21 protein-coding genes and 1 riboswitch are annotated in these 26,225 nt (G+C 38.6%); of the genes, 1 reads left to right on the forward strand and 20 read right to left on the reverse strand.

Annotated elements, in window-relative coordinates; genetic code table 11:
• Nucleotides 1-4 precede the first annotated feature (4 nt).
• From tsaB to CLOS_RS13130, 13 genes are all read right to left on the reverse strand, one after another.
• The gene (tsaB, locus tag CLOS_RS13070; protein WP_012160308.1) at nucleotides 5-706 is read right to left on the reverse strand and encodes a tRNA (adenosine(37)-N6)-threonylcarbamoyltransferase complex dimerization subunit type 1 TsaB; all 702 of its coding nucleotides are present in this window, start codon (nucleotides 704-706) and stop codon (nucleotides 5-7) included.
• Nucleotides 703-1,233: a tRNA (adenosine(37)-N6)-threonylcarbamoyltransferase complex ATPase subunit type 1 TsaE gene (gene tsaE, locus CLOS_RS13075; RefSeq protein WP_330360299.1), complete on the reverse strand. Its 531-nt coding sequence runs from the start codon at nucleotides 1,231-1,233 to the stop codon at nucleotides 703-705. The genes tsaB and tsaE overlap by 4 nt, the downstream gene beginning before the upstream one ends.
• A 120-nt stretch (nucleotides 1,234-1,353) precedes the next feature.
• Nucleotides 1,354-2,322 carry a hypothetical protein gene (locus CLOS_RS13080; protein WP_012160310.1) on the reverse strand — a complete coding sequence of 323 codons (969 nt, stop codon included), beginning with the start codon at nucleotides 2,320-2,322 and terminating at the stop codon, nucleotides 1,354-1,356.
• Between the two features lie 183 nt (nucleotides 2,323-2,505).
• Nucleotides 2,506-3,621: a response regulator transcription factor gene (locus CLOS_RS13085; protein WP_012160311.1), complete on the reverse strand. Its 1,116-nt coding sequence runs from the start codon at nucleotides 3,619-3,621 to the stop codon at nucleotides 2,506-2,508.
• Between the two features lies 1 nt (nucleotide 3,622).
• Nucleotides 3,623-5,263, reverse strand: coding sequence for a sensor histidine kinase (locus CLOS_RS13090; protein ID WP_012160312.1), 1,641 nt, complete (start codon nucleotides 5,261-5,263; stop codon nucleotides 3,623-3,625).
• Nucleotides 5,264-5,450: 187 nt separating this feature from the next.
• Nucleotides 5,451-6,065, reverse strand: a complete 615-nt coding sequence (locus CLOS_RS13095) for an ECF transporter S component (protein WP_012160313.1) — start codon at nucleotides 6,063-6,065, stop codon at nucleotides 5,451-5,453.
• A 156-nt stretch (nucleotides 6,066-6,221) separates the two neighbouring features.
• Nucleotides 6,222-6,341, reverse strand: a riboswitch (FMN riboswitch).
• 136 nt (nucleotides 6,342-6,477) lie between these two features.
• Nucleotides 6,478-6,963 carry a hypothetical protein gene (locus tag CLOS_RS13100; RefSeq protein ID WP_012160314.1) on the reverse strand — a complete coding sequence of 162 codons (486 nt, stop codon included), beginning with the start codon at nucleotides 6,961-6,963 and terminating at the stop codon, nucleotides 6,478-6,480.
• 40 nt (nucleotides 6,964-7,003) lie between these two features.
• Nucleotides 7,004-8,164 carry an amidohydrolase gene (locus CLOS_RS13105; RefSeq protein ID WP_012160315.1) on the reverse strand — a complete coding sequence of 387 codons (1,161 nt, stop codon included), beginning with the start codon at nucleotides 8,162-8,164 and terminating at the stop codon, nucleotides 7,004-7,006.
• A 108-nt stretch (nucleotides 8,165-8,272) separates the two neighbouring features.
• On the reverse strand, nucleotides 8,273-10,429 hold the full coding sequence (locus CLOS_RS13110; RefSeq protein WP_012160316.1) for a Tex family protein: 2,157 nt from the start codon (nucleotides 10,427-10,429) through the stop codon (nucleotides 8,273-8,275).
• Nucleotides 10,430-10,636: 207 nt separating this feature from the next.
• Nucleotides 10,637-11,122, reverse strand: coding sequence for a flagellar export chaperone FliS (fliS, locus tag CLOS_RS13115; RefSeq protein ID WP_012160317.1), 486 nt, complete (start codon nucleotides 11,120-11,122; stop codon nucleotides 10,637-10,639).
• A gap of 16 nt (nucleotides 11,123-11,138) precedes the next feature.
• Complete coding sequence (locus CLOS_RS16370) at nucleotides 11,139-12,755, reverse strand: flagellin N-terminal helical domain-containing protein (RefSeq protein ID WP_012160318.1); 1,617 nt, start codon at nucleotides 12,753-12,755, stop codon at nucleotides 11,139-11,141.
• 113 nt (nucleotides 12,756-12,868) lie between these two features.
• Nucleotides 12,869-13,165: an EscU/YscU/HrcU family type III secretion system export apparatus switch protein gene (locus CLOS_RS13125; protein ID WP_012160319.1), complete on the reverse strand. Its 297-nt coding sequence runs from the start codon at nucleotides 13,163-13,165 to the stop codon at nucleotides 12,869-12,871.
• Nucleotides 13,166-13,181: 16 nt separating this feature from the next.
• Nucleotides 13,182-15,881 (reverse strand): DUF6240 domain-containing protein, encoded by a 2,700-nt coding sequence (locus CLOS_RS13130; protein WP_041719374.1) that lies wholly within the window; start codon nucleotides 15,879-15,881, stop codon nucleotides 13,182-13,184.
• Nucleotides 15,882-16,062: 181 nt separating this feature from the next.
• On the opposite strand from CLOS_RS13130, the gene CLOS_RS13135 reads away from it, so the two are divergent.
• A complete protein-coding gene (locus CLOS_RS13135) occupies nucleotides 16,063-16,509 on the forward strand; it encodes a YaaR family protein (RefSeq protein ID WP_012160321.1) in 447 nt (148 codons plus the stop codon).
• A 70-nt stretch (nucleotides 16,510-16,579) separates the two neighbouring features.
• Here the strand turns inward: CLOS_RS13135 and CLOS_RS13140 are convergent, their stop codons facing one another.
• The 7 genes from CLOS_RS13140 to fliS (CLOS_RS13170) all read right to left on the reverse strand — a co-directional run bounded on the left by CLOS_RS13140 (nucleotide 16,580) and on the right by fliS (CLOS_RS13170) (nucleotide 26,206).
• Nucleotides 16,580-18,955, reverse strand: coding sequence for a methyl-accepting chemotaxis protein (locus CLOS_RS13140; RefSeq protein ID WP_012160322.1), 2,376 nt, complete (start codon nucleotides 18,953-18,955; stop codon nucleotides 16,580-16,582).
• 129 nt (nucleotides 18,956-19,084) lie between these two features.
• A protein-coding gene (prfB, locus tag CLOS_RS13145; RefSeq protein WP_156774455.1) for a peptide chain release factor 2 occupies nucleotides 19,085-20,195 on the reverse strand; the annotation gives its coding sequence in 2 pieces (ribosomal slippage) (nucleotides 19,085-20,119 and nucleotides 20,121-20,195; 1,110 coding nt in all).
• A 12-nt stretch (nucleotides 20,196-20,207) separates the two neighbouring features.
• On the reverse strand, nucleotides 20,208-22,880 hold the full coding sequence (gene secA, locus CLOS_RS13150) for a preprotein translocase subunit SecA (protein WP_012160324.1): 2,673 nt from the start codon (nucleotides 22,878-22,880) through the stop codon (nucleotides 20,208-20,210).
• Nucleotides 22,881-23,150: 270 nt separating this feature from the next.
• Nucleotides 23,151-23,756, reverse strand: coding sequence for a DUF5317 domain-containing protein (locus tag CLOS_RS13155; RefSeq protein WP_012160325.1), 606 nt, complete (start codon nucleotides 23,754-23,756; stop codon nucleotides 23,151-23,153).
• A 161-nt stretch (nucleotides 23,757-23,917) separates the two neighbouring features.
• Nucleotides 23,918-24,463, reverse strand: coding sequence for a ribosome hibernation-promoting factor, HPF/YfiA family (hpf, locus tag CLOS_RS13160; protein ID WP_012160326.1), 546 nt, complete (start codon nucleotides 24,461-24,463; stop codon nucleotides 23,918-23,920).
• A gap of 871 nt (nucleotides 24,464-25,334) precedes the next feature.
• A complete protein-coding gene (locus CLOS_RS13165; protein WP_012160327.1) occupies nucleotides 25,335-25,817 on the reverse strand; it encodes a flagellar protein FlgN in 483 nt (160 codons plus the stop codon).
• A gap of 8 nt (nucleotides 25,818-25,825) precedes the next feature.
• Complete coding sequence (gene fliS / locus CLOS_RS13170) at nucleotides 25,826-26,206, reverse strand: flagellar export chaperone FliS (protein ID WP_012160328.1); 381 nt, start codon at nucleotides 26,204-26,206, stop codon at nucleotides 25,826-25,828.
• Between the last annotated feature and the right edge of the window lie 19 nt (nucleotides 26,207-26,225).

Below are 26,225 nucleotides of genomic sequence, written 5' to 3' on the forward strand. Positions count from 1 at the left end.
AAGATTACGCCCTCCCTTTCATCTTTTCGTCGTATTGAACCTCTGCCGCAGACTTTCTCATATAAATCGGAGCAATGTCCCCAACAAGACCTTTTTCAAATTTAATCTTGGCGATTTCTCCTACAGACGCTGCAGATGGGATTAAGAACTTCTTCGGCGGAACCTGAAACTGCGCTCCCAATCGTTCCTTTAAAATCAGGGAAAATTTATCGATGGCATCCCCAACAAAATATACAGCTTCTGTTTCTTTCTGCAATCGATCCATCAGTTCATCAATGTGCAGAACCTGCTGGGGCACCACTTCCACCATTTGACCTTTGACCCACTGAAATACCCCCGTATAGACCAAATCCCGCTGGGCATCAATGATGGGACAAACGAAGCCTGTACTCTGAAATAGATTAAAAGCCAATGCCTCTAAGGTTGGTACCCCTACTACAGGTTTATCCAAAGCCTGAGCCATGGCTCTTATTGTAGCAATACCGATTCTAAGTCCAGTAAAAGATCCCGGCCCTAAGGATACTGCAAATACGTCAATATCCTTCGGTGTCAACTCACAGCTTCTGACGATTTCTTCTATCATCGGCATCAGCTTTTCTGAATGACTCTTTCTATGATTCAAGGTATATTCTCCAATTACTTTATCCTCATCTAGTAAAGCAACTGTAGCCGTCATAGAAGATGTGTCTAAGGCTAATAATTTCATATGGCTAACAACTCCTTAATCATTCCTTCATAATACTCATTGGTAAAGTCAAAACAAATCCTTCTGGATTCAACACCCGTTACTTTAATCTCCATCCATAGTCGATCCTTCGGTAGAACCTCTTCGATTAAAGAGGCCCACTCGATGACACAAACCCCTTCTCCATAAAAGTATTCCTCATAGCCGATGTCTTCCATTTCACTTACATGGTTAATCCGGTACACATCAAAATGGTACAGTGGCAGTCGTCCATCATACTCCTGAATCAATGTAAAGGTAGGGCTGGTCACATATTCTTCAACTTCCAAACCGGAAGCAAAGGCCTGTGTAAATGTGGTTTTACCAGCACCCAAATCTCCCGTCATACAAAGGATATCCCCTGCTCCAACTAATTTTCCTAGCCTTTTAGCCAGATTTTCTAATTCTTCTTGATTCAATATATCAATACAGATCATAATTGCACCTACTTCACAGGATTTTATCTGATGCCTTCTTATAGTTTTCCAAGGCTTCTCAATTACATTCACAATAATATCTCACACAGTACATTTTAGCACAATTTATTCAATAAAACATAGGAAGTTTTAAAAAGTATGGGGACAAAAAAAGAAGGCTCCAACGGGAGCCCTCTGTATTTCTTATCTTTATTAAAAATTTCCATCGCTTTTCATTTCTTGTAATAGCTTCTCTGCAAGACGAAGGTAGTTATCCCATGCACCGTTACGCACAGTAAAACCACTTGAAGCATAGTTTCCAGTAGTATCCACTGCTGGTAGCTTAGATAAATCTAATAGATCCTGTGTCTGTACAACCTTTTCATTTAAGGCATCCATTTGAACATTGAATCCAATACGAGAAGGCTCCTCATACTCAACACTGTCATATTTTGACTGTCTATAGAATTCCTTTAAGCTTGCATCCGCAATTTCATCCGGTGAATCTGCAAAAATTTCATCGTATCGAACTGAAACGATTTTCTTATCCTTTAAAACAACCTTTAAGCTACCGGTCAATCCACCTTCTAGCTTCTCAGCGATGCTATAATATTTTTCATTGGAGGGCTTTTCCATCTCCGGCACTAATTTTTCTGCTAATGGCAGCATGGATTGGTTGATACTGTTAGATGCGCCAGAAACTACATCGAATTCTCCGGTTAATCTTTGTTCTTCCATCATTTGCTTTTCAACTAAAACAACGCTTTGGATCCAAGCGGCACCTTTTTTTGCCCCCATATCAAAGTTATACTCAGACATACGCTTCGGTACGTTTTGGAAGTAACGATGGTAATAGTTTGGACGCGTCATTTCATTGAATTCAACGTGAGCAATTTCCTCTCCATTTTTAACAACCTCCAAGATCCCTAGATGGCCTTGTCTGAAGCGTTCCTCAATTCTATAATAATCACCCTTTGTGATACCCAGCTTTGGTTGTGCGCTCCAATCAAGATCAATCACATGGATCTGGTTCTGATCTTTTTCTGTATTCTGCTTTTCTACTTCGGCAGAAGGTTTTTGTTCTGGCGCTGCATTCCCTCCTTGAGGCGTACATCCTACGATCGTAATAGCCAAACCTGCAATCAATAAACTCTTCATTAGCTTGGAATTGTTCATAGCCATTTCAACATCTCTCCTTATTTACTGTTTTGATGCCATTCAAAAGGACACCTTTGTTATATCTTTATCATACAAAATTGTTCTTCAAAAATGAATGGAATAAATAAGGATCCTACCCGTACAAAATACAGATGAAAAAAGAAAGCCCCCATATAGTTGTTTTTTATGTTTTGTTCATCATAGAATTCATCTGCCTCTGGCTTCGTCCCTCAGAGCATTTTTAAATTCCATGGGCGATAAACCGACGTTCTTTTTAAAGAGCTTCCCAAAGTACTCCGCATCCTTATACCCTAACCGATCTGCAACCTCATAATTTCTTAGGGTACCTTCCGCGATTAATTGCTTGGCTCTTTCCATCTTCACCATGGTAATATATTCACCGATGGTCATACCAGTTTCCTGTTTAAACAGATCGCCAATATAGTTTTTTGTGAGGAATAGAACCTCCGATATTGTGCTAATACTGATGCTCTGCTCTACATTTTCCAATACATAACTACATATTTCCGCTATGAGAGGGCTCTTTTTCCCTCGCAGTATCAACTGAGCAATGGTAGCCTCCAATATGCCCAATGCTGCCACAATGTGCACCTTCATCGCTTCTATATCCCCACAATTTGTTAAGTTTATATTCACAAGTAGCGCCTTATCCACAAATTGATCCAGCCATTGATGATGCTGATAAATTCCTTTTAAAATTTCACCGTAGGATTTTTCCAATAAAACCGCTGTTTTTATCGGATCTCTCTCTAAAGCCGCACCAGTATCCGTTACCATGGCTTCTATGGCTGGGAGTGCTTGCTGTGCATCACCTGCTGAGATATATTGAATAATGGATTCGATATGATGCTCTGGATAATAGACCTCCAGCTTTTCACTCAATCGATCCTCCAGTTTTTTTAACTGGCTCTCTTTTTCTCTTTCCTCTTCAATATATTGCTGCGCCTTTAGAAGAAGCTTCTGTAGCTCCTCTCTCTGAACAGGCTTCACAAGATAGTCGAAAATCCCATATTGAATCGCTTCCTTTGCAAAGCTAAATTCACTGTGCTCACTTAGGAAAACCACACAGCGTGCTAACTGATGCTCATCCACCTCTTTTAAAAGCTCAACGCCATCAATCCTTGGCATTTTAATATCTGTAATTAGGAGATCAACGGACTGCTTCTGAAGCTTGTCTAGCGCATCCTTTCCATCCTCCGCCTCCTCTACGATATGAAACCCTGTTTCTTCTCCCCACAAAGGCAATCTTTTGATCTGCCTGCGTATGATTTCCATATCATCAACAATCATTACCTTATACATATTATCCCTCATTCTCTGCATGGATTTCTATAGGAATGGTAAAATATACCGTAGCGCCTCCATTTAATACGGCCTCTATCCAAACACTGCCACCGTGCTTTTGAATAATCTTCTTTACAGTAGCAAGCCCAATGCCAGTGCCTTCAAAATCTTGACTTCTATGAAGCCTCTGAAATATACCGAAAAGCTTACTGGAATATTTCATATCAAACCCTACCCCATTGTCCTTTAAATAAAAAATATACTCATTTTCTCTGGTGTAGCAACCAACCCTTATTTCTATGGGCTCTTTTTCTTTAGAAAACTTCACTGCATTGGATAGGATATTGGTTATGGCCTGCTTAAATAGTATTTTATCGACTTGGATTTCTGGGAGCCTTCCTTCAAAAATCAGCATCATATCCTTTTCAGAGTTCCCTACTTCAAATTCTTTAAAAACCGATTGAATTATTTCATCCGATGCCACCGTTTCCCTTACAATATTCGCCTTTGAAGTCATTGCATATTCTAACAACTTATTGATGAGGGTGATCATATCGCTGGAAATTCCTTGAATGTGATCAATCATCTCTCTAGCTTCTCCATGAATTATACTGCCATAATCCTCTATAATAAATTTACTGTATCCATCAATGGCCCTAAGGGGCGATTTTAAATCGTGGGAAATGGTATATGAAAACTCCTCCAGCTCCGACACTGCATTCTGTAGCTCAGAAGTTCTACTGGCAACCCGCTGCTCCAGTTCATCGTTCAGACTTTTTATTTCTTCAATTGCCAGCTTATACTGGGTCTCTCTTAATTTCAATGCCTCCTGAGTCTCCAGCATTTGCTGAACGAAACGTACCGTAATCCCACCCATTATGGAAAATAGTATGGTGGCCAGCAGAAAAGCAATTCTTGTTTTTTCATCCAATTGGATCATCCATTGTAAGGGTGCATTCCTATCTGCTATAAAGTTATAGACTGCCACCACAATCAATGTAAAACTCAACCCAAAAGCAATGATGGCGGACATGATCCTCGTATTGTATTTAGCACCTTTAGAACATGGTAATTTAAATATCCTTCGAATAAAAGGAAGCAACAATAAAGCGTCACACAGCGCCACCAAGATGGACTCTACAATAATTCCTTTGATCGCAAATAATAATATGATCTCCATATCTACATTCGTATAGGCCATGGGATTCCAAAAAGGTGGATTAAACTGAACTAAAATAGGAAATAAAGTGATATACAGAGCCAACCGAATGAGGATATAAATGAACTGTAAAAAATAAATATTGTAATAAATACTCTTTTCACGAAGTCTCCTCTGGCTTCCATATCCATGGAGCATGATCCACAGATACAGCGCTAGAGCTGGAACTATGGACGCCCATCCATTGTAACTACCTAAAAAGAAAGGATACAGAAAAACAAACCCTAAAGTGATACTGATGATACCATATCTCCTACCCCAAGCAAGGGTAACCAGCATGGGCAGGATAATACTCCAAGTAAAATTAATAGAAAATCCATTGAAATCGAATCGACTGGAATAGAAGGTCCCAACAAACCCCATGAACCCCAGAACAATGGCGGTACTCATTTTATAAATGTCTATATTTTTAAAGTCTAGCTTTTTATGACTTTGAATCATCCTTCGCTCTCCTATCTATAGCAACCTACCCTATATTTTAACATAACCCCCTTCACAAATCATAAACTTTTTCTACTCTTCTGTACTTCTAAATTTTAAATTGGGCTCCTATATTTTCTTAGTCTTTCACAAAACACAAGAAAAAAGCCCTCCTTTTCATTTGGAAAGGAAGGCTTCTCGTTTATGATTAATGATTTTTTAATATCGGAGATACTCTTTTATAAATGAGCAATGTAATAAAAGCAATAAATGCCCCTTTAAAAATATTAAACGGTGAGATTCCATATAGTACTAGGGTCTTCACGTCAACGATTCTGCTGTTGAGCACGGTTCCCATCTGTACAATGGTATCCATGGGCATAAAAGCAGAGTAGAAAGGCAGTGTAATATACGTATTTACGATTGCACCGATGACAGTCATTGAGATTGTAGCCACAGTTAATCCGATCAATGCATGTTTACGATCTTTCTTTCTATGGTAGATGATCGCTGCTGGTACAACGTAAGCAGCTCCAACTAAAAAGTTTGCTAATTCTCCAACACCACCGGTTTGGGTCTTGGTTAGATGCAGCATTACCTTTACTAACTGAATCAATGCTCCTGCCACAGGACCTAGTGCAAATCCTCCTAAAAGTGCAGGAATATCACTGAAATCGAGCTTTAAGAAACCTGGGAACATTGGCAGTGGAAAATCCATCGCCATTAAAATAAATGCGATTACCGCCAAAACCGAAATTTTTACCAAGCTGTTTGTTGTAAGTTTCTTTCTGCTTACAGACATTGTTTTTGTTGTTTTTTCCATAATTTTTCCTCCTATTTTTATAAATATTAGAGGAGAAATCATCAAAGAGGAAGTCCATCCGCCCTGCAATATTAGCTAAAACCAAAGTTGTCACCACGACAGATCAAAAAAAGCCCCAGAAAAATATTTCCAGGGCTTAAATATACAAAACAACCTCTTTTTCTTCTCCCATCCAGACTTTACTGTCGGTACTGGAATCTCACCAGTTCAATCGATGTATATCGAGTCGCGGACTATACCGCCGGTCGGGAATTTCACCCTGCCCTGAAGAATCATATTCAATTAATTCTTGCATCTATAGTATATACCGTCTTTTCCTATAAATCAATCCCTATTCTAGGAATCTCTTATAAATTATTCGTAGCAATACGACACAATTATCGCTTTGCTCATGGATCCTTCTACTAATTTGTTATCTTTGTTTTTTAAGTTTGCTGAGGTTCAACTCCCCTTCCAAGGTAAAGTTATATTTCAAGCAAACATAGATTAATGTAGCCATTATGAGTAGCTGTGGGAGAAATATCAAGACTCTGATCCAATCCCTCGTCATAATTTCCATCAAGGAGATCCCCATTAGCCTAGGAATAATCGCAATGAGCGGTGTTTCGATTAAACTGCTAATAACAACTCCGATAATGATGCTTAAGGTAGATAGCTTGATGGAAACTCCCATAATCCGCCATACCAATAGGGACATCGTCGCAGCTTGCAAAATGACATGAAGTCCAAATCCCACATGTTTTCTGATATAATACGATGCTACCCCTTGAATTATTGCAATCAAAGCAACTTTTATAAATGGAGGACGAATTCCAACTAGAATCAGACCTAAGGATATTATTAATGCTGCTTCTGGTATGGATCCGAAAATAACCACATTGATAGGCATTTGTTCCATCAGAATAACCTCTTTTCCCCCGTTTTTCTATCTGTATTTTTTATTTTTTTCTATACACAATATTGCCATCAATCATTGTGCAAACAACGGATGCTTGAATATCAAAAGGATGTCCATCCCATATAACGATGTCTGCATCCTTACCAACCGCAAGGCTTCCCACCTTATGATCAATTCCTAAGATTTCCGCTGGATGAATAGTGATGGCTTTCAGTGCTTCTTCTTCTGGTAAACCGGCTTTTGCAGATAATCCCGCACACAAAGGAAGGTAGTGCACAGGAATGACTGGATGATCCGTCATAATTGCAATCTTAACACCAGCTTCCCATAAAGCCTTTGGTGTATCAAAAGTTTTATTGATCAGCTCAAACTTAGAGCGATCACCAAAGGTAGGTCCTACAACGGCTGGCAAACCTTCTTCTGCGATATAGTCCGCAATTAAATGACCCTCTGTACAATGCTCCAATGTAATTCGAACACCGAATTCCTTGGCAATTCTTATGGAAGTGAAGATATCATCCGCTCTATGGGCATGGGCCTTTAATGGAATTTTTCCTTCCAGAACATCCATAAGCGCTTCCATTTTCATATCGAAGGTCGGTGCCTTCGATGGATCTTCCTTCGCCTCCAATTTCTTTCTTTGATATTCCTTTGCCTTCATTAAAGTTTCTCTTAATAAAGCCGCTGTTGCCATTCGAGTCATCGGCATGGTTTTTTTCTCGTTATAAACCCTCTTTGGGTTTTCTCCAAAGGCAATTTTCATAGCAGAAGGTGCCTCAATAATCATATCATCAATTCTTTTGCCATAGGTCTTAATGGAAGCAAATTGTCCACCGATCACGTTGGCACTTCCAGGACCCGTGGATACAGTAGTAATACCACCTTCATAGGCTTCTTGAAAGGTTCGATCCATTGGATTGATACTATCAATACTTCTAAGCTGCGGTGTAATCGGGTCCGTCATTTCATTCCCATCGGCACCTTCAAATCCAATGGCATCCTCCCACATGCCCAAATGGCAATGTGCATCGATCATCCCTGGAAATACAAGCTTCCCTTCTGCATCTATTATTTCAGCATCAAATGGCGCTACAATATCATTTCCTATTTCTTTAATTTTGCCATCTTCAACTAAAATAGAGCCTTTTTCAATCATATTTCCTGCCATGGTATAAATTTTCCCATTTTTAATTAAAATCATAGCATCTCCCCCTCTATTGTGATATGCCAATACTTCCACATATCTACAGAAAATTCCTGCAATATCTTCTTAGAAAACAAAATTTATTCCATTGGTCCTATAAGGATTTTACTGTACTTGCTTTATGCTCAATGAGATTTTTCCACGTTCAATATCTAAACCAATAATTTTAACTTTCACTTCGTCTCCAACGGATACTACATCCATTGCGTTCTTTACAAATCTGTTGCTTAGCTCTGAAACGTGGACAAGACCATCCTGCTTTACTCCAATATCTACAAAGGCACCAAAATCCACCACATTTCGAACCGTACCGGGCATAATCATATCCAGCTTTAAATCTTCCATTTTTAGTACATCACTTTTAAACAACGGCTTCGGCATCTCTTCTCTCGGATCCCGCCCCGGTTTTTTTAGTTCCTGCACAATATCCTGCAGCGTAAGCTCTCCAATACCCAGCTCCTCTGCAACCAGCTTATAGTTTCCGATGGCAGCGTCGATCTCCTTCAGTCTACCGTTTCGAACGTCATCTTCACTGTAGCCAAGCTTCTTTATCAGCTTCAAGGTGATTTCGTAGGATTCTGGATGCACAGCCGTATTGTCCAGCGGATGATCGCCATCGGATATTCTTAAAAATCCTGCGCATTGTTCAAAAGCTTTGTCCCCTAATCGCTTTACCTTTGCAAGTTCCTTTCTATTTTTAAACTTACCATTCTCTTCTCTATACTTTACGATATTTTTCGCAATAGAAGGGGTAATCCCAGAAACATACTGTAGGAGCGATGGGGTTGCAATATTTAAATCCACACCTACAGAGTTTACACAGTCCTCCACCACATTCTTTAGGGTTTCTCCAAGCTTTGTTTGGTTTAAATCGTGCTGATACTGACCAACACCGATGCTCTTTGGATCAATCTTCACTAGCTCAGCTAGAGGGTCCTGTAGCCTTCTCCCAATGGAAATAGCCCCTCGAATAGAAACATCAATGTCTGGATACTCCTCTGTAGCAAGCTTAGAAGCAGAATAAACGGAAGCCCCGGCTTCACTTACAATGGTGTAGTAAACTTCCCTATTTGGGATTTCCTTTATAATCTCAGCCACCAAAAGCTCCGTCTCTCTAGAAGCTGTCCCGTTTCCTATAGGGATGATGTCAATATTATATTTTTCAATCAGCTCTTTAATAACTTTTTTTGATTCCTCTGTTTTATGGTGTGGTGCATTGGGATAAATGGTCGTATAATCCAATAGCTTCCCTGTTTGATCCAGTATGGCGATCTTACAGCCTGTTCGATAGCTTGGATCGATGGCTAAAACCATCACATCCTTTACGGGAGCAATCAATAAAAGAGGCTTTGTATTCTTCCCAAATACCTTGATGGCCTCATCTTCCGCCCTTTCAGTCAGCAAGCTTCTAATTTCCCGCTCTATAGAAGGTCCAATTAAACGCTTATAAGAATCCTCTACGGCTTCCTGTAATACGATTTTAGTTATTGCAGCATTATTTTTTATAACGGATTTTATGAGATATTCAAGAATCTCTTCATCGGGGCTCACCAGTTTTACCTTCAGCTTTTTCTCATTTTCTCCCCGATTTAAAGCCAAGATTCTATGATTTGCAATCTTATGAACGCCTTCGCTAAAATCGTAGTACATTTCATAAACCGTTTTTTCTTCACTGTCCACGGCTTCACTTTTTATGATGCCGTTCGTTAAGTTCAACTTCCGAATATTCTCTCTGTAAGCTGCATCGTCGGATACAATCTCTGCAATGATATCCTTTGCACCGCTTACCGCATCCTCTACGGTGTTGACTTCCAATTCCTCATTTAAAAAGGGCATCGCTAGCTCTTCCATTGTTCCAGTGGTAATTTCTTGGTTTAATATGAGCTCCGCCAGTGGCTCTAGTCCCTTTTCCTTTGCAATAATGGCTCTCGTTCTTCTTTTTGCTTTAAATGGTCGATAGAGATCCTCTATTTTTTGTAAAACCTTTGCGGCTAATATTTCGCCTCGAAGATCCTCTGTTAGCTTTCCTTGCTCCTCAATCAAGCGAATCACTTCTTCTTTTCTAGCTTCCAGATTTCTTAAATAAGTAAGTCTGTCATAAAGATCTCGCAATATCTCATCACTTAATCCACCGGTCATTTCCTTTCGATATCGAGCAATAAAGGGAATTGTATTTCCTTCATCTATTAATTGAAGTGTATTTTGAACCTGTGTTTGTTTAATACCAAATTCTTTAATCAGCTGATTTATAATAATATCCATAAAAGGCTCCTTCCATGTTTTTAATAAACTTATTATACCATAAGGTCAGTGAAAAAAAAATTTGTTCGCTCAAGCTCACAAACTTTATGTCGCACTCAACTCTAGGTAGCGCTTAGAGTTTCAAGTGCTTAAAATAAGAAAAAAACATCTCAGTAAGAAAGATTTTAATCCTTCTCACCAAGATGCTTTTAAAAATATCGGATCATTTTATCCTCGTTTCCAGCGATCGTCGTTGTTGATGACATAATCATTCAACTGACCTTTCCCGTAGGTCATTCCTGCAACGATGGAGGGTCTGTTGATAGCTGCACTCACAGGTGATTGAGGCGCTGCCTCTTCATCTTTCTCTCCAAGGGCTTGCCACGCCTCATATAGGGGTGTAATCACCTTGATGGCTTCTTCCAGCTTTGCAGTGCTGTCCTTTATCTCAGCCTCTGTTACCAGCTTATTTGTGTAGATATAGAGCCCTCGTAAATTTCCTGCAATTTCAGAGTCTCCTTGGGTTGTTGCCAAAAGCTCCGATAATATGGCTCTCGATTTATTGATATCGTGATCAATGGCAGCCTTGTCCTTCTGATTCATAGCACAGATGGCAGACTTCATGGTATCTATTAAACCTTCATACATCAGTGCCACCAGCTGAGCCTCATTTGCATTGGCTACCCGATTGGCTAGATATTCTTTTTCAATCATAGCTTCACCTCATCCATTAGCTATTTAAAAGCTGCAATACCGTTTGCGGTCTTTGGTTCGCTTGTGCAAGCATAGAAGTACCTGCTTGAATTAAGATATTATACTTCGTAAATTCAGACATTTCCAGTGCCATATCTGTATCTTCAATACGAGATAAAGCAGCTGTTAAGTTTTCTCCCGTATTCTCTAAGTTTGCAGCGGTGTACTCTAATCTATTTTGGATCGCTCCGAGAGAACCTCTCATTTCAGCTACTTTTATAATGGCGTTGTCAAATACAGTGATTGCTGATGTTGCATACGCTTCTGTAGAAACATTGATAGCATGCTCAATGGTACTTGCAGAAAGTCCATCAGTTACATCCATACTTTCATGGAAAGCTGCGCCTTTTACACCTGTATTTCCATCTGGAGTAGATGAACTGATTCCTAGTTTAAAGGATCGAATATCTCCTACGGTTAATCTAAATCCTTGACCTTGATTCGGTCCAACTTGAAGGTTCGTAACGAATTCCTTCGGTGTTCCTTCAACAAAGATTGCATGACCCTTGAATCCAGTTTCTACAGCTTCAAAAATCAATCTTCCTTTATCCGGTCCATCTACTGAAGTATCTATTCTTGCATCACCTGTGCCTGGCTTGATTCCTTCAAATTCCATATCATTTATTTGCTGTATAATGTCGGTAACATCTTTATAAGCAGATGCTGTACTATCATAAATATCAATCGGTCGATTAGATCCTGTATAGGGTCCTTTGCTACTATCATAGAATTCAACTTTATCCTTGCCAATCACTAAACTAGAACCTGCTTCAGGTAGACCATCAAAGTAAACAGTAGATTTCGCATTTCCTGCATTTATTTCCGCTGTTCCGTATACAGGCGCTGTTATACCGGCAAGACCAAAATCAGCCTTTGCAGAGCCATCAACGTAAATACTACTATTACCACCAATAGAGGTTGTTCTAATTTCAATATTACTCCCAGAAGTTATGATTGCTTCTCCTAAATCTCCAATTGCATTGTTAAGAGCGTCCAAACGGTCTTGTATACTTGCCCCAGAATCTAGATTGTTTAATCGAACGGTTCTTTCCTGTCCATCTATGATGATTGTCAAATCCTTAGAGGTTAAATCTACACTAGATGTAATTGCACCATTTACGATTGCTGGCTTCCCTGTACTCATTCTATGTACCGTCGTGTTACTATCTGGCCCTTCATTTCCTCTTAATAATTTTCTCGTATTAAACTCTGTTCCATTGGCAATACGATTGACCTCTGAAGTTAATTGGTTCACCTCATCTTGAATCGCCTTACGATCTTGATCTGTTACAGTTCCATTGGCAGATTGTACTGCAAGCTCTCTCATACGTTGTAGCATGGAGTGAACTTCATTCATGGCCCCTTCTGCTGTTTGGATTAAGGAGATTCCGTCCATGGTGTTCTGAGCAGCTTTGGAAAGTCCTCTGATTTGCGCTTTCATTTTTTCTGAAATTGCCATTCCCGCTGCATCATCTGCCGCACGGTTTATTTTTTTACCAGAAGATAATCTCTCTAATACCTTTGCAGATACATTTGAATTTCTGTTTAACTGTCTATGTGCATTTAATGCAGGTATATTATGGTTTATACGCATTTTGTTTCCTCCTTGGTCGGTAAATATATTCAATAAATTTTTATTTAACAATAGATTTAAAATTGCTTACAGTCTATTTATCGACTGTTCTCATCAAAACCTTTATACAATTCCTAGTAATATTTGGTGTATCTAGGATTTCCCTTCTTTTGGTCTATATTCTCTATAAAAACTAGGACCTGAGCTACAATTTCATAAAGCTCTGGTGGTATTTCTGTCCCCACTTTAAACTGAATCAATTCCTTCACCAGCCTTTCATCCTCATAAATTGCAACTTCATTTTCCATCCCTTTTTCTATGATTTTATCTGCAACCACGCCCATTCCAGATGCAGTGATTACGGGGGCACGATCGTTTTCTACATCGTATTTGATCGCTACGGCTTTCTTTCGCTTCAGTTGTTCTTCCATAGACCCACCCCCTAGTTTAAATCTTAATATCCAATAGTTTTTTTAGACTTTGGTGATTTCCTTCAATTTCTCGATGCATGGATAAAATATGCGTATCCTCATCAATTCTAAAGGAGAGATCCTTTAGGCTATACCCTAAATCCTCTAGGTACTTCTCTAAATCTTTCGTATAGTTTTCTATCAGTTCCTTGTCCTCAGTATGATTCAACCCAATTTTCATAACAATATTGCTGTAGTTCACTGCCATGTAAATATTGATATTTCCCATATTATTGGTGTCAAAATTCAGCAGCACGGACATATTCTTAGGGTCGATTTTCTTACTCCCTTTTTTATCCCGCATCACATACATTTGAAGGTTCTTCAGCTGATCGCCCATCATGAGCGGAAGCTGCAGCAGTGTATCCTGTCGATTTAAATGAACCTGTAGTTCCAATGAATCTAGTAGCCTTTCCCCACTTTTTTGTAAGGATGATCGTTCACCACCGGATAAATGAGCTGATTTACTTTCAAGTGCTCTCAATATCTGAGAAAATTCCTCATAAGGTCGTTCCCCAAAGGGTTTTCCCTCTTTCATATCAGAGGTCATTTTATGAATGCCCGTTCTCAACCGAGCTGCCAGTTGGGCAATCTCTTCATTTTTATTATTCTCAATAATACTTAGGATGGCTTCTAACTCATGACCGATTTGTCTTTCATTATTTAAGAAGAATGATAGTTTTTGAACTTCCTTCAGCGTGAGTGGCATGGCATTTTTCATCAACAATGAAATAATGCTATCCCGTCTTTCCGGCGTGATCTGCTTTAGGGTATCTACCAGTCCTTTAGCCTTATCCACTGCTTCCTCAATGGCAGCAGCATTCTTTAAGGCGTCTTGTACTGTTTTCTCTTCGCTGGGTTGTTCATTTGCCTTGCTGGAAGAAGTTAACAGCCGCTCCAATTGGTTTAGCGATAGCTTTTCTACTTTATTTCCGCCATCCAAAATGCTTTCAATCTTCTCATTGGTTAAATTTTCTGCCACCCTGTCCAGCATTCTTTTCTCCATCAATAACGCCTGTACATTTGAAAGGTTCAGTGGTTTATCCACCTGTATCAAGGCATGGATGAGCTCCTTGCTATAGCCTTCTTCCATAAGAGATCCCAGTCGTTCTGCGTTTGCCCTTAAATAAATCGCTGCTTTGGCTTCCGCTTCAATGGCATTCTCAGCAGATCGATTCTCCAATATTCGGGTAACATCTTCCATCTTTATATTTCCAGCAGTTTCCTTAGAATCCTCTAGCCCTTGAAGCTGACTCAGCCACTGCTCTAAGCTTATTTCTCCATCCATCATACCCTGAGTGATGTTCAGACCCTCTAAGGTATTTTCCAAGCCTAATTTATGGTGCAGCGCAATGGTCATCATATCGAGCTTTTCTATCAGCTGAAGAATTCCTAATTTATCCAATCCTAGACTGATATCCATTGTCTGTGAATCTGCAATGTCCGCCACCATATTCGCTAGGTGAACCACATGGATTTTTTCCATATCGATTCCACCCGCCATAAGGATCGCTGTTTTTTCATAATCCAGATTCGTATTGAGCTCTAAAATACTTCCTTTAATCGCCACGATTCTCTCCAGATTCTCTTTCGTTAGATCCAGTCCTCTCGCAACAACATCCTTTGCCGTACTGATGATTTCTTCCGTTACCTTTACACCCATCTCCATCAATCGGGCCTCAATATCGCCCTCTAGTCTTTTTAAATCTTCCTCGGTAACCATATTCCCTGCTGATCCATATGCATTATACGCCTTCGATACCATTTCACCCAATTTTTCCTCTAGACGAATAGCACCCTTGGTTATTGCATTCTTCAGTTTATATAAAGCGTCGATGGAAGGTTCAATTTTGTTTTTTACACTGTCTATAATCGTTGTATCTTCAATTCCTTGAATATTATGCAGCTTATGGAAAAGACGGTCTACATGATCAATGCTTTCTCTCGTTATTTTTACACCAGCCTTATCTAAGGCCTTGATGATATCCGTAACATCCTTTCCCATCTTACTTCCATAAAGATCATGGGCTATTTTTTCAGCTTCCTCTGTGGTCATATCTTTTTTAAGACCTAGAAACCGTAACAATGAAAATGGCTTTTTCTCCACCTTCACACCTTCTAATTCCTGGAGAACCTTCTGCAAGGATTCCTTTTCAAAGTCGATGTCTTTATCTTTTAATTGAATCACCTTATCGTAGTCTAGCTTTTCACTGAGACTGGATAATTGCTCCTTCGCCGCCAGAAAGGACACAATGTTTTCCTTCGTAACATTTACGCCGTGATGATCCAAAATCTTTGCTGCTTCAATGTTTCCTTCCTTGGCAGGCATTCCCAAGGAAGATAAAATATATTCATATTTTCCCTGTGTGATTTCGGCAGATGGCTCTTCTGTAGTTGTATTGATTGATCCCATCTTAGCGTTTACAATATCACTTTTCTTGATGGTTACAGTATCTCCTACCTTGGCATTCAAAAACTTATTTAGCACCAAGTCCATCGCCTTTCCATTCCCAACATCCAACTTTACCTTATTTTCATCTATAGCCAATAGCGTTCCCTTTATTTTAGGACTACTAGGTGCTTTCATATAAGAATTTATGATATTGCTGTATATACCTTTTCCCCAAATATTGTTCGTCATAATCAGCCCCGCTTTCAATCTGTATTTACGATTCATCTTAATAATTATCGACAGATTCCTCCCTTTTCTTTAATCGATCCTCCTCTGTTTTAAATTTCATGGGCATAAAACAAGTTCTTTATTAAGTCTTTCGTTAATCCTACCGATAATATATAATAAGAATGTATTACAGAAGGTCCTATTATCGTTTATGTATTACATAAGGAAGGTGACAATTATGAATCGTATAGAAAACCTCGGTCCCATCGATATTGGAAATATGATCAATACTTCCAATAGAAAGTCCGATGTTCGCAATGCTCAATTTGTAGAAAAATTTCAAAATATAAAATCTGATCAGGTACGAGAACATCTAGAAAGTTTATTTTCACAGATTACAGCCCAGTCTGAAAAAATTTCAGAAAAACTTCATATCAGTGAAGTCATTCGATATAAGGGCTTGGTTCGAGAATTCTTAGACGTGGCCGTAAAAAATTCCCATCAATTTTCTAAGGAAAACTTCCTCGATCGGCGTGGTCGCCATCGCGTCTACTCCATCGTTAAAAATGTAGATAGAGAACTGGATGCCATCACTAAGGAGTTTTTAAACAAAGAGGTCGATCGCATTGCCATTGTAAAAAAATTAGATGATATTCGCGGTATGCTTTTAGATGTTTTTATGTAACACCTTTTTTCATTATGATTTGTAGCGTAAAAGGTAAGGCTCTCTACCACTTGGGTTGAGAGCCTTACCTTTATATTTTTTCTTCTACTTCATCATTGCCATCTTCGTATTCAATCTCATTTTTATTTTCTTCAGCATATCCCTCTTCAAAGGTCTCTTCACTTTCAAAATAATCTTCTTCTGCAAAGTCTTCTGTAGTGGATATCTCCTCTTCCACATCCAGGATTTCTCTTTGAATAGACTCAACTTCCTCTATGTTTTCCTCATGATAACCAATATCTTGCCCTGCAGCTTCTTCATGGAAGGACACTTCTGCTTCAAAATCCTGTTCCTCATAGGATCGCACTTCTTCTGTTTCCTGTGTTTCTGCCACTATTTCATATGTAGGTGTATCAACTACATCGGACTTGTTAATCTTAAATCGATGTACCAATCCCTTTAGTCCCTCTGCCATTTCATTCAATCTTTCAGCAGAGGTACCCATATGATGGATAATTGAGTTTTGCTCCTCTGTACTGGCAAGGACTTCTTCTGCCCCTGCGGCAGTAGCCTGGGCTACGTTGGAAACCTCAGTGATTGTGGTTTCTACCACAGATACGCCTTGGAATATTTTATCGATATTAGAGGATAAATTTCGCATGGCCTCTGTGGACTGATTCGTCTTATCTACAATTGCACTAAAGGATATGGCGGCATTTTCTGTGATTTCATTTCCATGCTGTACACCAGCGGCACCTTGGTCGATCACCTCTACAGCTTTCTTCGCCTCTGCTTGAATGTCTTTTATGATGCTGATAATATCGCCAGACGCTGCTTTAGATTGTTCTGCCAGTTTTCGAACTTCATCTGCAACAACGGCAAAGCCTCTGCCATGCTCTCCAGCTCTCGCTGCCTCAATTGCTGCATTGAGGGCCAATAAATTTGTCTGTTCTGATATTTGAGTGATCAGTTGGCCTGCACCATCGATACTTTGTATATGCTTATCCAAATTTCTAATTAAATCTGTAGACATGCTGGAAGAATTGGTAATGTTGCTCATCATGGTCTGTATATCCTTGATGTTTTCAAAACCATTCTGCGCTAATTGAGATGCGGCTTCAGAGGATTCCACAACCACATTGTACCGTGCTGTCATCTCATTGATTTCAAGGACCATATTATTCACTGCAGAAGCAGTGTTTTCTACACTTCCCATCTGCTGTGTCGTATCGGACGCAACACTTTCTATGGCCTGTGAAATCTCCATGGATGCCTTACTGCTTACTTCGATATCATTGTTTAATTCCATTATAAAATCACTGACATTATTGGTGGTTTTATTGATTTCATTCAGAATGCTACCGATGGACTTCGTCATCTCATTAAAAGCTTCCTGTAGCTGTCCTATTTCATTATCTGTGGTTACTTCAACGCTCTCCGTTAAGTCCCCATTTTTTATTTTATTAGCGCTCTTTACCAGCTGCGTAATCGGCTTCGTAAATAATACCGCAAAAGCATAGGTGGATATCAATGCGATGGTCATGAGAATTCCTGCAATGATTAAGCTTCTCCCTAAGGAAGCTTTCGTTTGAGCAAGTATTTCAGCCTTATTCTGTTCAATGATAACTCTCCAGCCTGTTGTTTCAACCGTAGAGCCTGTGATTAATGCTTTTTCTAGTTTGTTGTTAACACCATGGACCACATCTTCTTCAGCTGTGCTTACTAGCTTTACATCTTCCGATTGTCCTTCCAGAACATTAAATCTACCGATAACGTACTCCGTAGTCAAACGATGTCCAATTACATATCCATTGGTATCTACAACGTAAGCATGTCCTTGTTCCCCGATTTGCACATTCTGTACAAGCTCATTGATCTTATTGGTTCCTACCATAACAGCCAGTACCCCAATTCGAGAGCTGTATTGATTGGATATAGGAATACTGATCATAAAGCCTACTTGGCTTCCTGAATCTGCCTTTATGGATTGCCCAATAAAAGTTTTTCCTGCCTTGGCTTCCTTAAACCAGTCTTCATTTGCTACATTATTGGTACTTCTATTTAAATTGCTAAATATATTATCCCCATTGAGATCCACGTACCGAAAACCAATAAAGTTTTTATTTTGATTTGTATATTTATAGATCACATTTTCAATTTCATATCGATCCATCAAATCGAAGTTATTACTGCTTGTTATGAGCTTCATGGTGTCCAATAAGGATTCCACATATAAATCCAGCTGTGTACCGATAGAGTCTCCTATGATTCGGTTGGTCTCCTCGGCTCTGGTGGTGATATTCTTCGATTCCATAAAGTATGCAACAATGGTATTGCTTAAAATTGGCACCAATAACAGTAAAAATACGATGATGATTAATTGTTTCTTGATACTCTTCCTTTTATCTCCATTTAAAGTGTGATCCTGTTTTTTAAATTTTATTTTCCCCAACTTAGACGATGTCATCTTCAAAATACTTCCCCTCTTTCTGCGCAATCAATCTATCTCTTCCTTCTACACCATTCTCCTTAAATCAAATCGTATCTACAATACTTCTACATAATATCCGAATTTCCTTCTTCATAAGAAAAAAACCTAGACAGTATTGTCTAGGCTTCCCTTAAGATATCCATTAATAAATTCATCAATTTCGCCATCCATCACTGCCTGTATATTCCCCATCTCCACATTGGTCCGATGGTCCTTTACCAGGTTATAGGGATTGAAAACATAGGAGCGTATTTGACTGCCCCATGCGATCTGATTATATTCTCCCTGCAAATCTTCTATCTTTTCTTTTTGTTCCGTTTCCTTCACTTCAATTAGCTTGCTGATTAGCATTTTCATAGCCGTTTCTCTATTGCTGTGCTGAGATCGTTCATTTTGACACTGAACCACGATCCCCGTAGGAATATGTGTGATCCGGACTGCAGAATCTGTTTTATTAACATGCTGTCCGCCGGAACCACTGGCCCGATACGTGTCAATTCGAAGATCATTGGGGTTGATTTGAATATCTACAGAATCATCAATTTCAGGCATAACATCTACAGATGCAAAGGAAGTATGCCTTTTTCCAGAGGAGTCAAAGGGCGAGATTCGAACCAATCGGTGAACCCCTTTCTCTGCTTTTAAATATCCGTAAGCATTCATCCCTTCAATCAAGAGGGTCACACTCTTAATCCCTGCCTCTGTATCTGTTAAAATATCTAAGGTTTTTACACCGTATCCTTTGTCTTCCGCCCACCGTGTATACATTCTGAGCAGCATTTTAGCCCAATCCTGAGCATCCAAGCCGCCTGTACCTGCATGAATGGAAATAATGGCATTGTTCTTATCATATTCTCCCTTTAACAGGGTCGCTATTTTAATTTCACGGACTCGGTTCTCTAAGGCTTCTAACCCTTTTAATAGATCTTTTTGAAAGGATTCGTCGCCATCTTCAATAAAGGAAATCATCATTTCCAGATCCTCATGATCTACATGGAGCTGGTTGTATTCTTCTATGGTATCTCGATACCCCTTTGCTTTTTTTAAAACACTTTGTGCATTTTCGGGATCGTTCCAAAAGTCTTCCTCAGACATTTTATACTCTAACTCTTCACTTAAAGTAATCAATTGGTCAATGTCAAAGAGAGTCCCTCATTCCATTGATATCTTCTTTTAGTCTCAAAATCTGCTGTTTATAATTATCTAAATTCAGCATTTTTTCACCTCATTATTTACCGCAGCATTTTTTATATTTTTTGCCGCTTCCGCAAGGGCACAGATCATTCCGTCCAGATTCTTCTTTTTTAACCACTGGTGCTTTTTTAGCATCTCCATCACCGTGACTAGCTTCTATGGGCTTTGCAACTTGCTTTCTTTCAACAACTGCTTCTTTTTCTATACTGAATAAGAAACGAACGGTGTCCTCTTGAATGCTGTTGATCATTTCTTGGAACATATCGTATCCCTCTAATTGGTATGCTCTTACAGGGTCCACTTGTCCAATTGCTCTCAGTCCAATACCTTGGCGTAATTGATCCATAGCATCAATATGATCCATCCACTTCGTATCGATGACTTGAAGTAAAATAACTCTCTCAATTTCTCGCATACGCTCAGAACCGATTTCCTCTTCTTTCACAGCATATGCTTTTTCAGCTGCCGCTACGATTTGGCTTTTTAAGGATTCTACATCTTTATTCTGTCCATTGATAAATCCGAAATCTGCCTTTAAGAAGATTTTAGAAAGATGATTTCGTAAGCCCTCCGTATCGATCTCTGGTGTCGATGTTGCTTCCGATGTATACATTGGGATACTTTCATCTACAATATTGGCCATTAGACTGAAAATATGATCCCTCATGTTTTCGCCCTCTAATACCTTCTTTCTCTCGCCGTAAATCACTTCTCTTTGCTTATTCATAACATCATCATATTGAAGTACGTGTTTACGAATACCAAAGTTTCTGCCTTCAACCTTCTTCTGCGCATTTTCAATAGAGTTTGTCAATAGTCGATGCTCTATGGCTTCATCCTCTGCTAGTCCCATTTTATCTACGATGCCTAGCATACGCTCTCCACCGAACAATCTCATCAGGTCATCCTCTAAAGAGATATAGAATCTACTGGAACCTGGGTCCCCTTGACGTCCAGCACGACCTCGCAGCTGATTATCAATTCTTCGAGATTCATGGCGCTCTGTACCGATGATATGAAGACCACCAACAGCTTTTACTTCTTCATGTTCTCTGTCTGTTTCTGCTTTAAATCGTTTATAAAGCTCCTCATATTTTCCTCTAGCACTGATTAGCTCTTCGTTGTCTGTTTCTGCATGACTGGTTACCATGGATATGATTTCATCTCCGTAGCCCATTCTTTTCATTTCACGCTTCGCTAAGAATTCTGGATTTCCTCCAAGAAGAATGTCCGTACCACGACCTGCCATGTTGGTGGCAATGGTAACAATTCCTTTACGTCCTGCCTGAGCGATAATCTCCGCCTCTCGCTCATGCTGCTTTGCATTTAATACTTCATGTGGGATTCCCTTTTTCTTAAGAGCAGCTGCCAGCTCCTCAGATTTCTCTATAGAAATGGTACCGACGAGAACCGGCTGACCTTTTTTATGCTTTTCTTCAATATCTTTTATAATGGATAAAACTTTCCCTTTTTCAGATTTATATACCGAATCTGGTTCATCTATACGAACTACTGGCTTATTGGTTGGGATTTCAACAACGTCCATGTTATAAATAGAGATAAATTCATCTTCTTCCGTTTTGGCTGTACCCGTCATACCGGACAGCTTATCGTACATTCTAAAATAGTTCTGGAATGTGATGGTGGCTAGGGTCTTAGACTCTCTTTGTACCTCTAAGCCTTCCTTGGCCTCAATTGCTTGGTGCAGCCCTTCACTATAGCGACGACCGAACATCAGTCGACCTGTAAAGTCATCGACAATAATGATTTCGCCATCCTTTACAACGTAGTCCTTATCCAGCTTCATCAAGTTATTCGCCTTTAAAGCTTGGTTGATATGGTGAGCAAGCTCCGTATTTTCCATATCAGAAAGGTTATCTACGGCAAAGTATTTCTCCGCTCTCTCTACACCTTCCTCCGTTAAAGTAACAGAGTTGGCTTTCTCATCAACTTCAAAGTCTACTTCCTTTTTCAAGGTTTTAACGAATTGGTCTACAATGAAATACATCTTTGTAGACTTATCTCCTTGTCCAGAAATAATTAAAGGGGTTCTTGCCTCATCGATTAAAATACTGTCGACCTCATCCACGATGGCGTAGTTTAATGGCCTTTGAACCATTTCATGTAAATGGATGACCATGTTGTCCCTTAAGTAGTCAAATCCAAACTCATTGTTTGTTCCATAGGTAATATCACAATGATATGCCTTTCTTCTATCTTCGTTTGTTATACCGTGAACAATCACACCAACAGTTAGTCCGAGGAAATTATAGACCTTACTCATCCATTCCTGGTCCCTTTTTGCTAGGTAATCGTTAACTGTAACAACATGAACGCCTTTTCCTGAAAGAGCGTTTAAATAAACTGGTAAAGTTGCCATTAAGGTCTTACCTTCTCCAGTTCTCATCTCTGCAATTCTTCCTTGGTGCAGTACCATACCACCATAAAGCTGTACCCTATAGTGTTTCATACCCAACGTTCTCCATGCACCCTCACGGATGGTAGCAAATGCTTCTGGTAGAATATCGTCCAAGGTCTCTCCCTTTGCTAATCTTTCCTTAAACTGTCTCGTTTTATCTTTCAATTCTGCGTCGGTTAATTTTGAATATGCTGCTTCCAAAGCTTCTATTTGGTCAACTGTTTTATCAAGTTTTTTAATTTCTCGTTCGCTGTAGGTGCCAAAAACTTTTTCGAATAATTTTCTCAATGAATCCACCTCAATATCTTCATAATTTATAGCCTATCGTATCATTTTAGCACTAATTATTTAACAATTCAACAATGGAAATAAATCACAGTAATTTTTAATCCAATTGTAATATTTGCGCTTTATCAAAATCAGGCCTTATTTAAGCTAAAAAGAAAAGCTAAGGCATGCTCAGCTTTATTCTTTCTATTTTCTATAAGAAAAATTCTCTTAAGCCCATCCTTTCACTTGATAGCCTTTTAATTTCTTAAATTTATATACAGACTGTATTTATAATCTCATTTTCCCTTTGTGATTAAACTTTAGGAGCTGAGGTTTTGAATGACTTCTGCTGGATTGCATCATGCTCTGGCATAAGAATAAGATTCCCAAGGATATGAATAAATCGCCGATGCTAAATACCTGCTTTATAGGATACCACTCCGGCGTTGTGATTCTCTTTCCTAAATATACGGTAAATGATACGGCCTCTGTAATATTCCTATAGTTAACCAATTCTCCAGCTTTAATGGATTGTAGCATATTGATGGAACCAATTTTTTGCAGTGCTTCTAAATCCATGGGCATACTTCCTCCATTTAAAACAATGGCAGCAAAGTTTAGAACTGCACCGATCACGATCAACCACACAGACTTTTTTCCTAAATTCAAAAACAGCACAATAAACAACATGATGTACGAAATAATATATAGAATCATTTTATGCTTTATGGCTTGCTCATTTCCTACGGATATTAATATGGATGTACCGAGCTGTATTAGTAAGGAAAAAGCCAATAAAAAGGAGGACTTAAATACGAATCGTCCCAGATTGTTTACCTTTCCGCCTCTGAGTTTCCCAATGATTATCCCTAACACAAGACCTTCCAGTATCATAAAATACACTCCCTCTTAAAAATTCCAATTAACTATATACAAGGTACAAGTTCTCCAAAATTTCTCCATTTCCTGCTGAATATTTTATATATTTTACAAACAAAGCAGAAATACGACGAAGGAGTCTTCCTTCGCCGCACCATGATCTATTTTATTTAATTTTACTCTAAATCTAAATAAGGTTCGATTAAACCGTAATTGCCATCTTTCCGTTTGTAAACAACACCCACCTCATCGGTTTCACCATCTAAGAATACGTAGAAGTTATGTCCCAGAAGCTCCATCTGTAAGACTGCTTCCTCTGCATTCATCGGCTTTATAGAGAATCGCTTCGTTCTAACAATTTTAGATTCTGAAGCGTTGCCATTCTCTGGCTCATAAGCTGGAATATTTTCAAATCGAATCGTCTTATATTTGCTATTGCGGTTTTCTAATTTACTTTTTTGCTTTCTAAGCTGCCTTGTCAATTTATCTACGGCATTGTCGATAGAGCTGTACATATCATCGGTCGCTTCCTCCACCCTTAAAATTGATCCGTTAATCGGGATGGTTACCTCTATGATTTGTCTGTTTTTCTGAACGGATAATGTAGCCTGTGCCTCCAATTCATTATAGAAAAACTTATCTAGTTTGCTTAGCTTAGATTCTACTGTGTCCCTTAATGCATCTGTAATATTCATATTTCTTCCACTAACGATTACTTTCATAAATCCAGCTCCTTTCAATCTATAGAGTTTAAGCTGATGAGAGTCAGCTTAAAATTTAAGCACTCATTTGTTTACTTTTAAATTGAATCTTCTCTAATAATTATAATTACTGATTTGTATTATTTTACCCAAATATATTGTACTCAAACTAAAAATTCAGGAATATTTTTTAAAGATTCAGCATATAAATACATTATTTATTTCAATCGCATAATTATTATAATATATGACGGTTTATTTCATTGAATTCTTCATTTATTGAATAGTTTTTTAACCCTGTGTATTAATTTTCACACTGTGGATATGTCTATATAGTATATGTGGATAATGTGAGTAACTCTGTTGATAACTTATTTTTAAGGATTGTAGCCTTGTGAATAATTTTGTTAATAAACTGTGACAAATTATTTTTGTCGAATATTGCATGTATAATTGATGGAGATTTTAGATTGTTAGATTGAATGGTATCCTATTTATTTTTCTTTCTTTTTTGTGAATTTTTCAACATTTAGACAACTTGTTACATTTTTTTAACTGATATTGTAGAAAAACATTTAAAAAAAGTAGATGCCCTAGTTACCTATGGAATCTACTTTTTTCGCTATAAATCAACATGCGTTGTTTTTCTTGTGTATAAGTTAAGTACATTAAAGCTGACCTGGTCTTTGCCCCCACACTCGCCTGCTGGAGATTTCGCTACGGGGTTGCCTCACTACTCACTCTCTCGACTTTTTGTCGGCAGGTCTTACTTCTAAGCCGCACCATGCTCAATAGCTGTATTTTTTACTATCTTACGTGGGTCCCTTTGCCTGCGACTGGCATGGACTTTCAACCACAGACCTTTAAATGCACTCATTATATTATATCGGATTTATTTCATTTTATCAATAAAAATCGAAAATCCTTCATTTTGCTTATTGGCACTATATCCTTTAGAAATTTTTTGTCCAAATTTCACCTTTTTCAGTTCATTTCTTATGGATTCCATATTCTTTTGGAATCTTTCCGTATTAGAATCATCCATCTGCTGGATCTTTTCCGTCAAATTGTGGATTTCTTTTACCTTTTCCTTCAGTATTCTCATTTTCTCTCTACTTTCAGAATCTAGGGCGCCTACATCGTTGATTGGAAATTCTGCCTTTATTACATCATATTTTTCTGCAAATTCTTTATCTAATACATCTACGCGGTCCATAATACTCTGTTTTTGTTCGATAATATCATTCAGCGAATCCATTTCACCACTGCCTATGGTTTCACTTTGCTGCTGCGTTAAGGTCCATAGCTGATTAATTAAAAACAGTTTCCCTTCACTTAACTTAAATAAGTATTCGATTAACTCTACTCTGCCCATCTAATCACCTATTTTCCGCCTTTAGAAATTTTCATAGCTTCCTTCCATGTATCCCTTAGCTCCGTTATGATTTCAGCTGCTTCGTCCAGATATTGAATTTCTTTATAAATATTCCCATCCACCAATTTCTCCAATATATAGGTGTACATACTTCTCAAGTTTGTAGATATTGGATAATCCATGTTTAACGTAATATTTAACTCCTGAATGATATCTTGAGCTCTTTTAATGGATTCATTTGCCTTTGGAATATCCTTTTCTTGTATATTAATTTTGGCCATACCGATAAACTTTAAAGCTCCATTATAAAGCATTAATGTAAGTTCTTGCGGACTTGCAGTCATAACACTGTTCTGCTTGTACTGACCATAGGGATTGTTCATTGCCATTTTGTATTTCCTCCTATAT

The sequence above is a fragment of the Alkaliphilus oremlandii OhILAs genome (genome assembly GCF_000018325.1).
Lineage (GTDB): Bacteria > Bacillota > Clostridia > Peptostreptococcales > Natronincolaceae > Alkaliphilus_B > Alkaliphilus_B oremlandii.

Excerpts from the sequence above, each read along its gene's own strand:
- CLOS_RS13090 (WP_012160312.1), bottom strand. The coding sequence starts at position 5,263 with ATGATTCAAAGTCATAAAAAGCTAGACTTTAAAAATATAGACATTTAT.
- hpf (WP_012160326.1), bottom strand. The coding sequence starts at position 24,463 with ATGAAAGTAATCGTTAGTGGAAGAAATATGAATATTACAGATGCATTA.
- CLOS_RS16370 (WP_012160318.1), bottom strand. The coding sequence starts at position 12,755 with ATGCGTATAAACCATAATATACCTGCATTAAATGCACATAGACAGTTA.
- CLOS_RS13130 (WP_041719374.1), bottom strand. The coding sequence starts at position 15,881 with ATGAATCGTAAATACAGATTGAAAGCGGGGCTGATTATGACGAACAAT.
- fliS (WP_012160317.1), bottom strand. The coding sequence starts at position 11,122 with ATGATTGAAAAAGAATATCTAGCCAATCGGGTAGCCAATGCAAATGAG.
- CLOS_RS13155 (WP_012160325.1), bottom strand. The coding sequence starts at position 23,756 with ATGATACTGGAAGGTCTTGTGTTAGGGATAATCATTGGGAAACTCAGA.
- CLOS_RS13140 (WP_012160322.1), bottom strand. The coding sequence starts at position 18,955 with ATGACATCGTCTAAGTTGGGGAAAATAAAATTTAAAAAACAGGATCAC.
- CLOS_RS13110 (WP_012160316.1), bottom strand. The coding sequence starts at position 10,429 with ATGGATATTATTATAAATCAGCTGATTAAAGAATTTGGTATTAAACAA.
- CLOS_RS13165 (WP_012160327.1), bottom strand. The coding sequence starts at position 25,817 with ATGGGCAGAGTAGAGTTAATCGAATACTTATTTAAGTTAAGTGAAGGG.
- fliS (WP_012160328.1), bottom strand. The coding sequence starts at position 26,206 with ATGGCAATGAACAATCCCTATGGTCAGTACAAGCAGAACAGTGTTATG.
- CLOS_RS13095 (WP_012160313.1), bottom strand. The coding sequence starts at position 6,065 with ATGGAAAAAACAACAAAAACAATGTCTGTAAGCAGAAAGAAACTTACA.
- CLOS_RS13085 (WP_012160311.1), bottom strand. The coding sequence starts at position 3,621 with ATGTATAAGGTAATGATTGTTGATGATATGGAAATCATACGCAGGCAG.
- CLOS_RS13100 (WP_012160314.1), bottom strand. The coding sequence starts at position 6,963 with ATGGAACAAATGCCTATCAATGTGGTTATTTTCGGATCCATACCAGAA.
- CLOS_RS13125 (WP_012160319.1), bottom strand. The coding sequence starts at position 13,165 with ATGGAAGAACAACTGAAGCGAAAGAAAGCCGTAGCGATCAAATACGAT.
- CLOS_RS13080 (WP_012160310.1), bottom strand. The coding sequence starts at position 2,322 with ATGGCTATGAACAATTCCAAGCTAATGAAGAGTTTATTGATTGCAGGT.
- CLOS_RS13105 (WP_012160315.1), bottom strand. The coding sequence starts at position 8,164 with ATGATTTTAATTAAAAATGGGAAAATTTATACCATGGCAGGAAATATG.
- CLOS_RS13135 (WP_012160321.1), top strand. The coding sequence starts at position 16,063 with ATGAATCGTATAGAAAACCTCGGTCCCATCGATATTGGAAATATGATC.
- tsaB (WP_012160308.1), bottom strand. The coding sequence starts at position 706 with ATGAAATTATTAGCCTTAGACACATCTTCTATGACGGCTACAGTTGCT.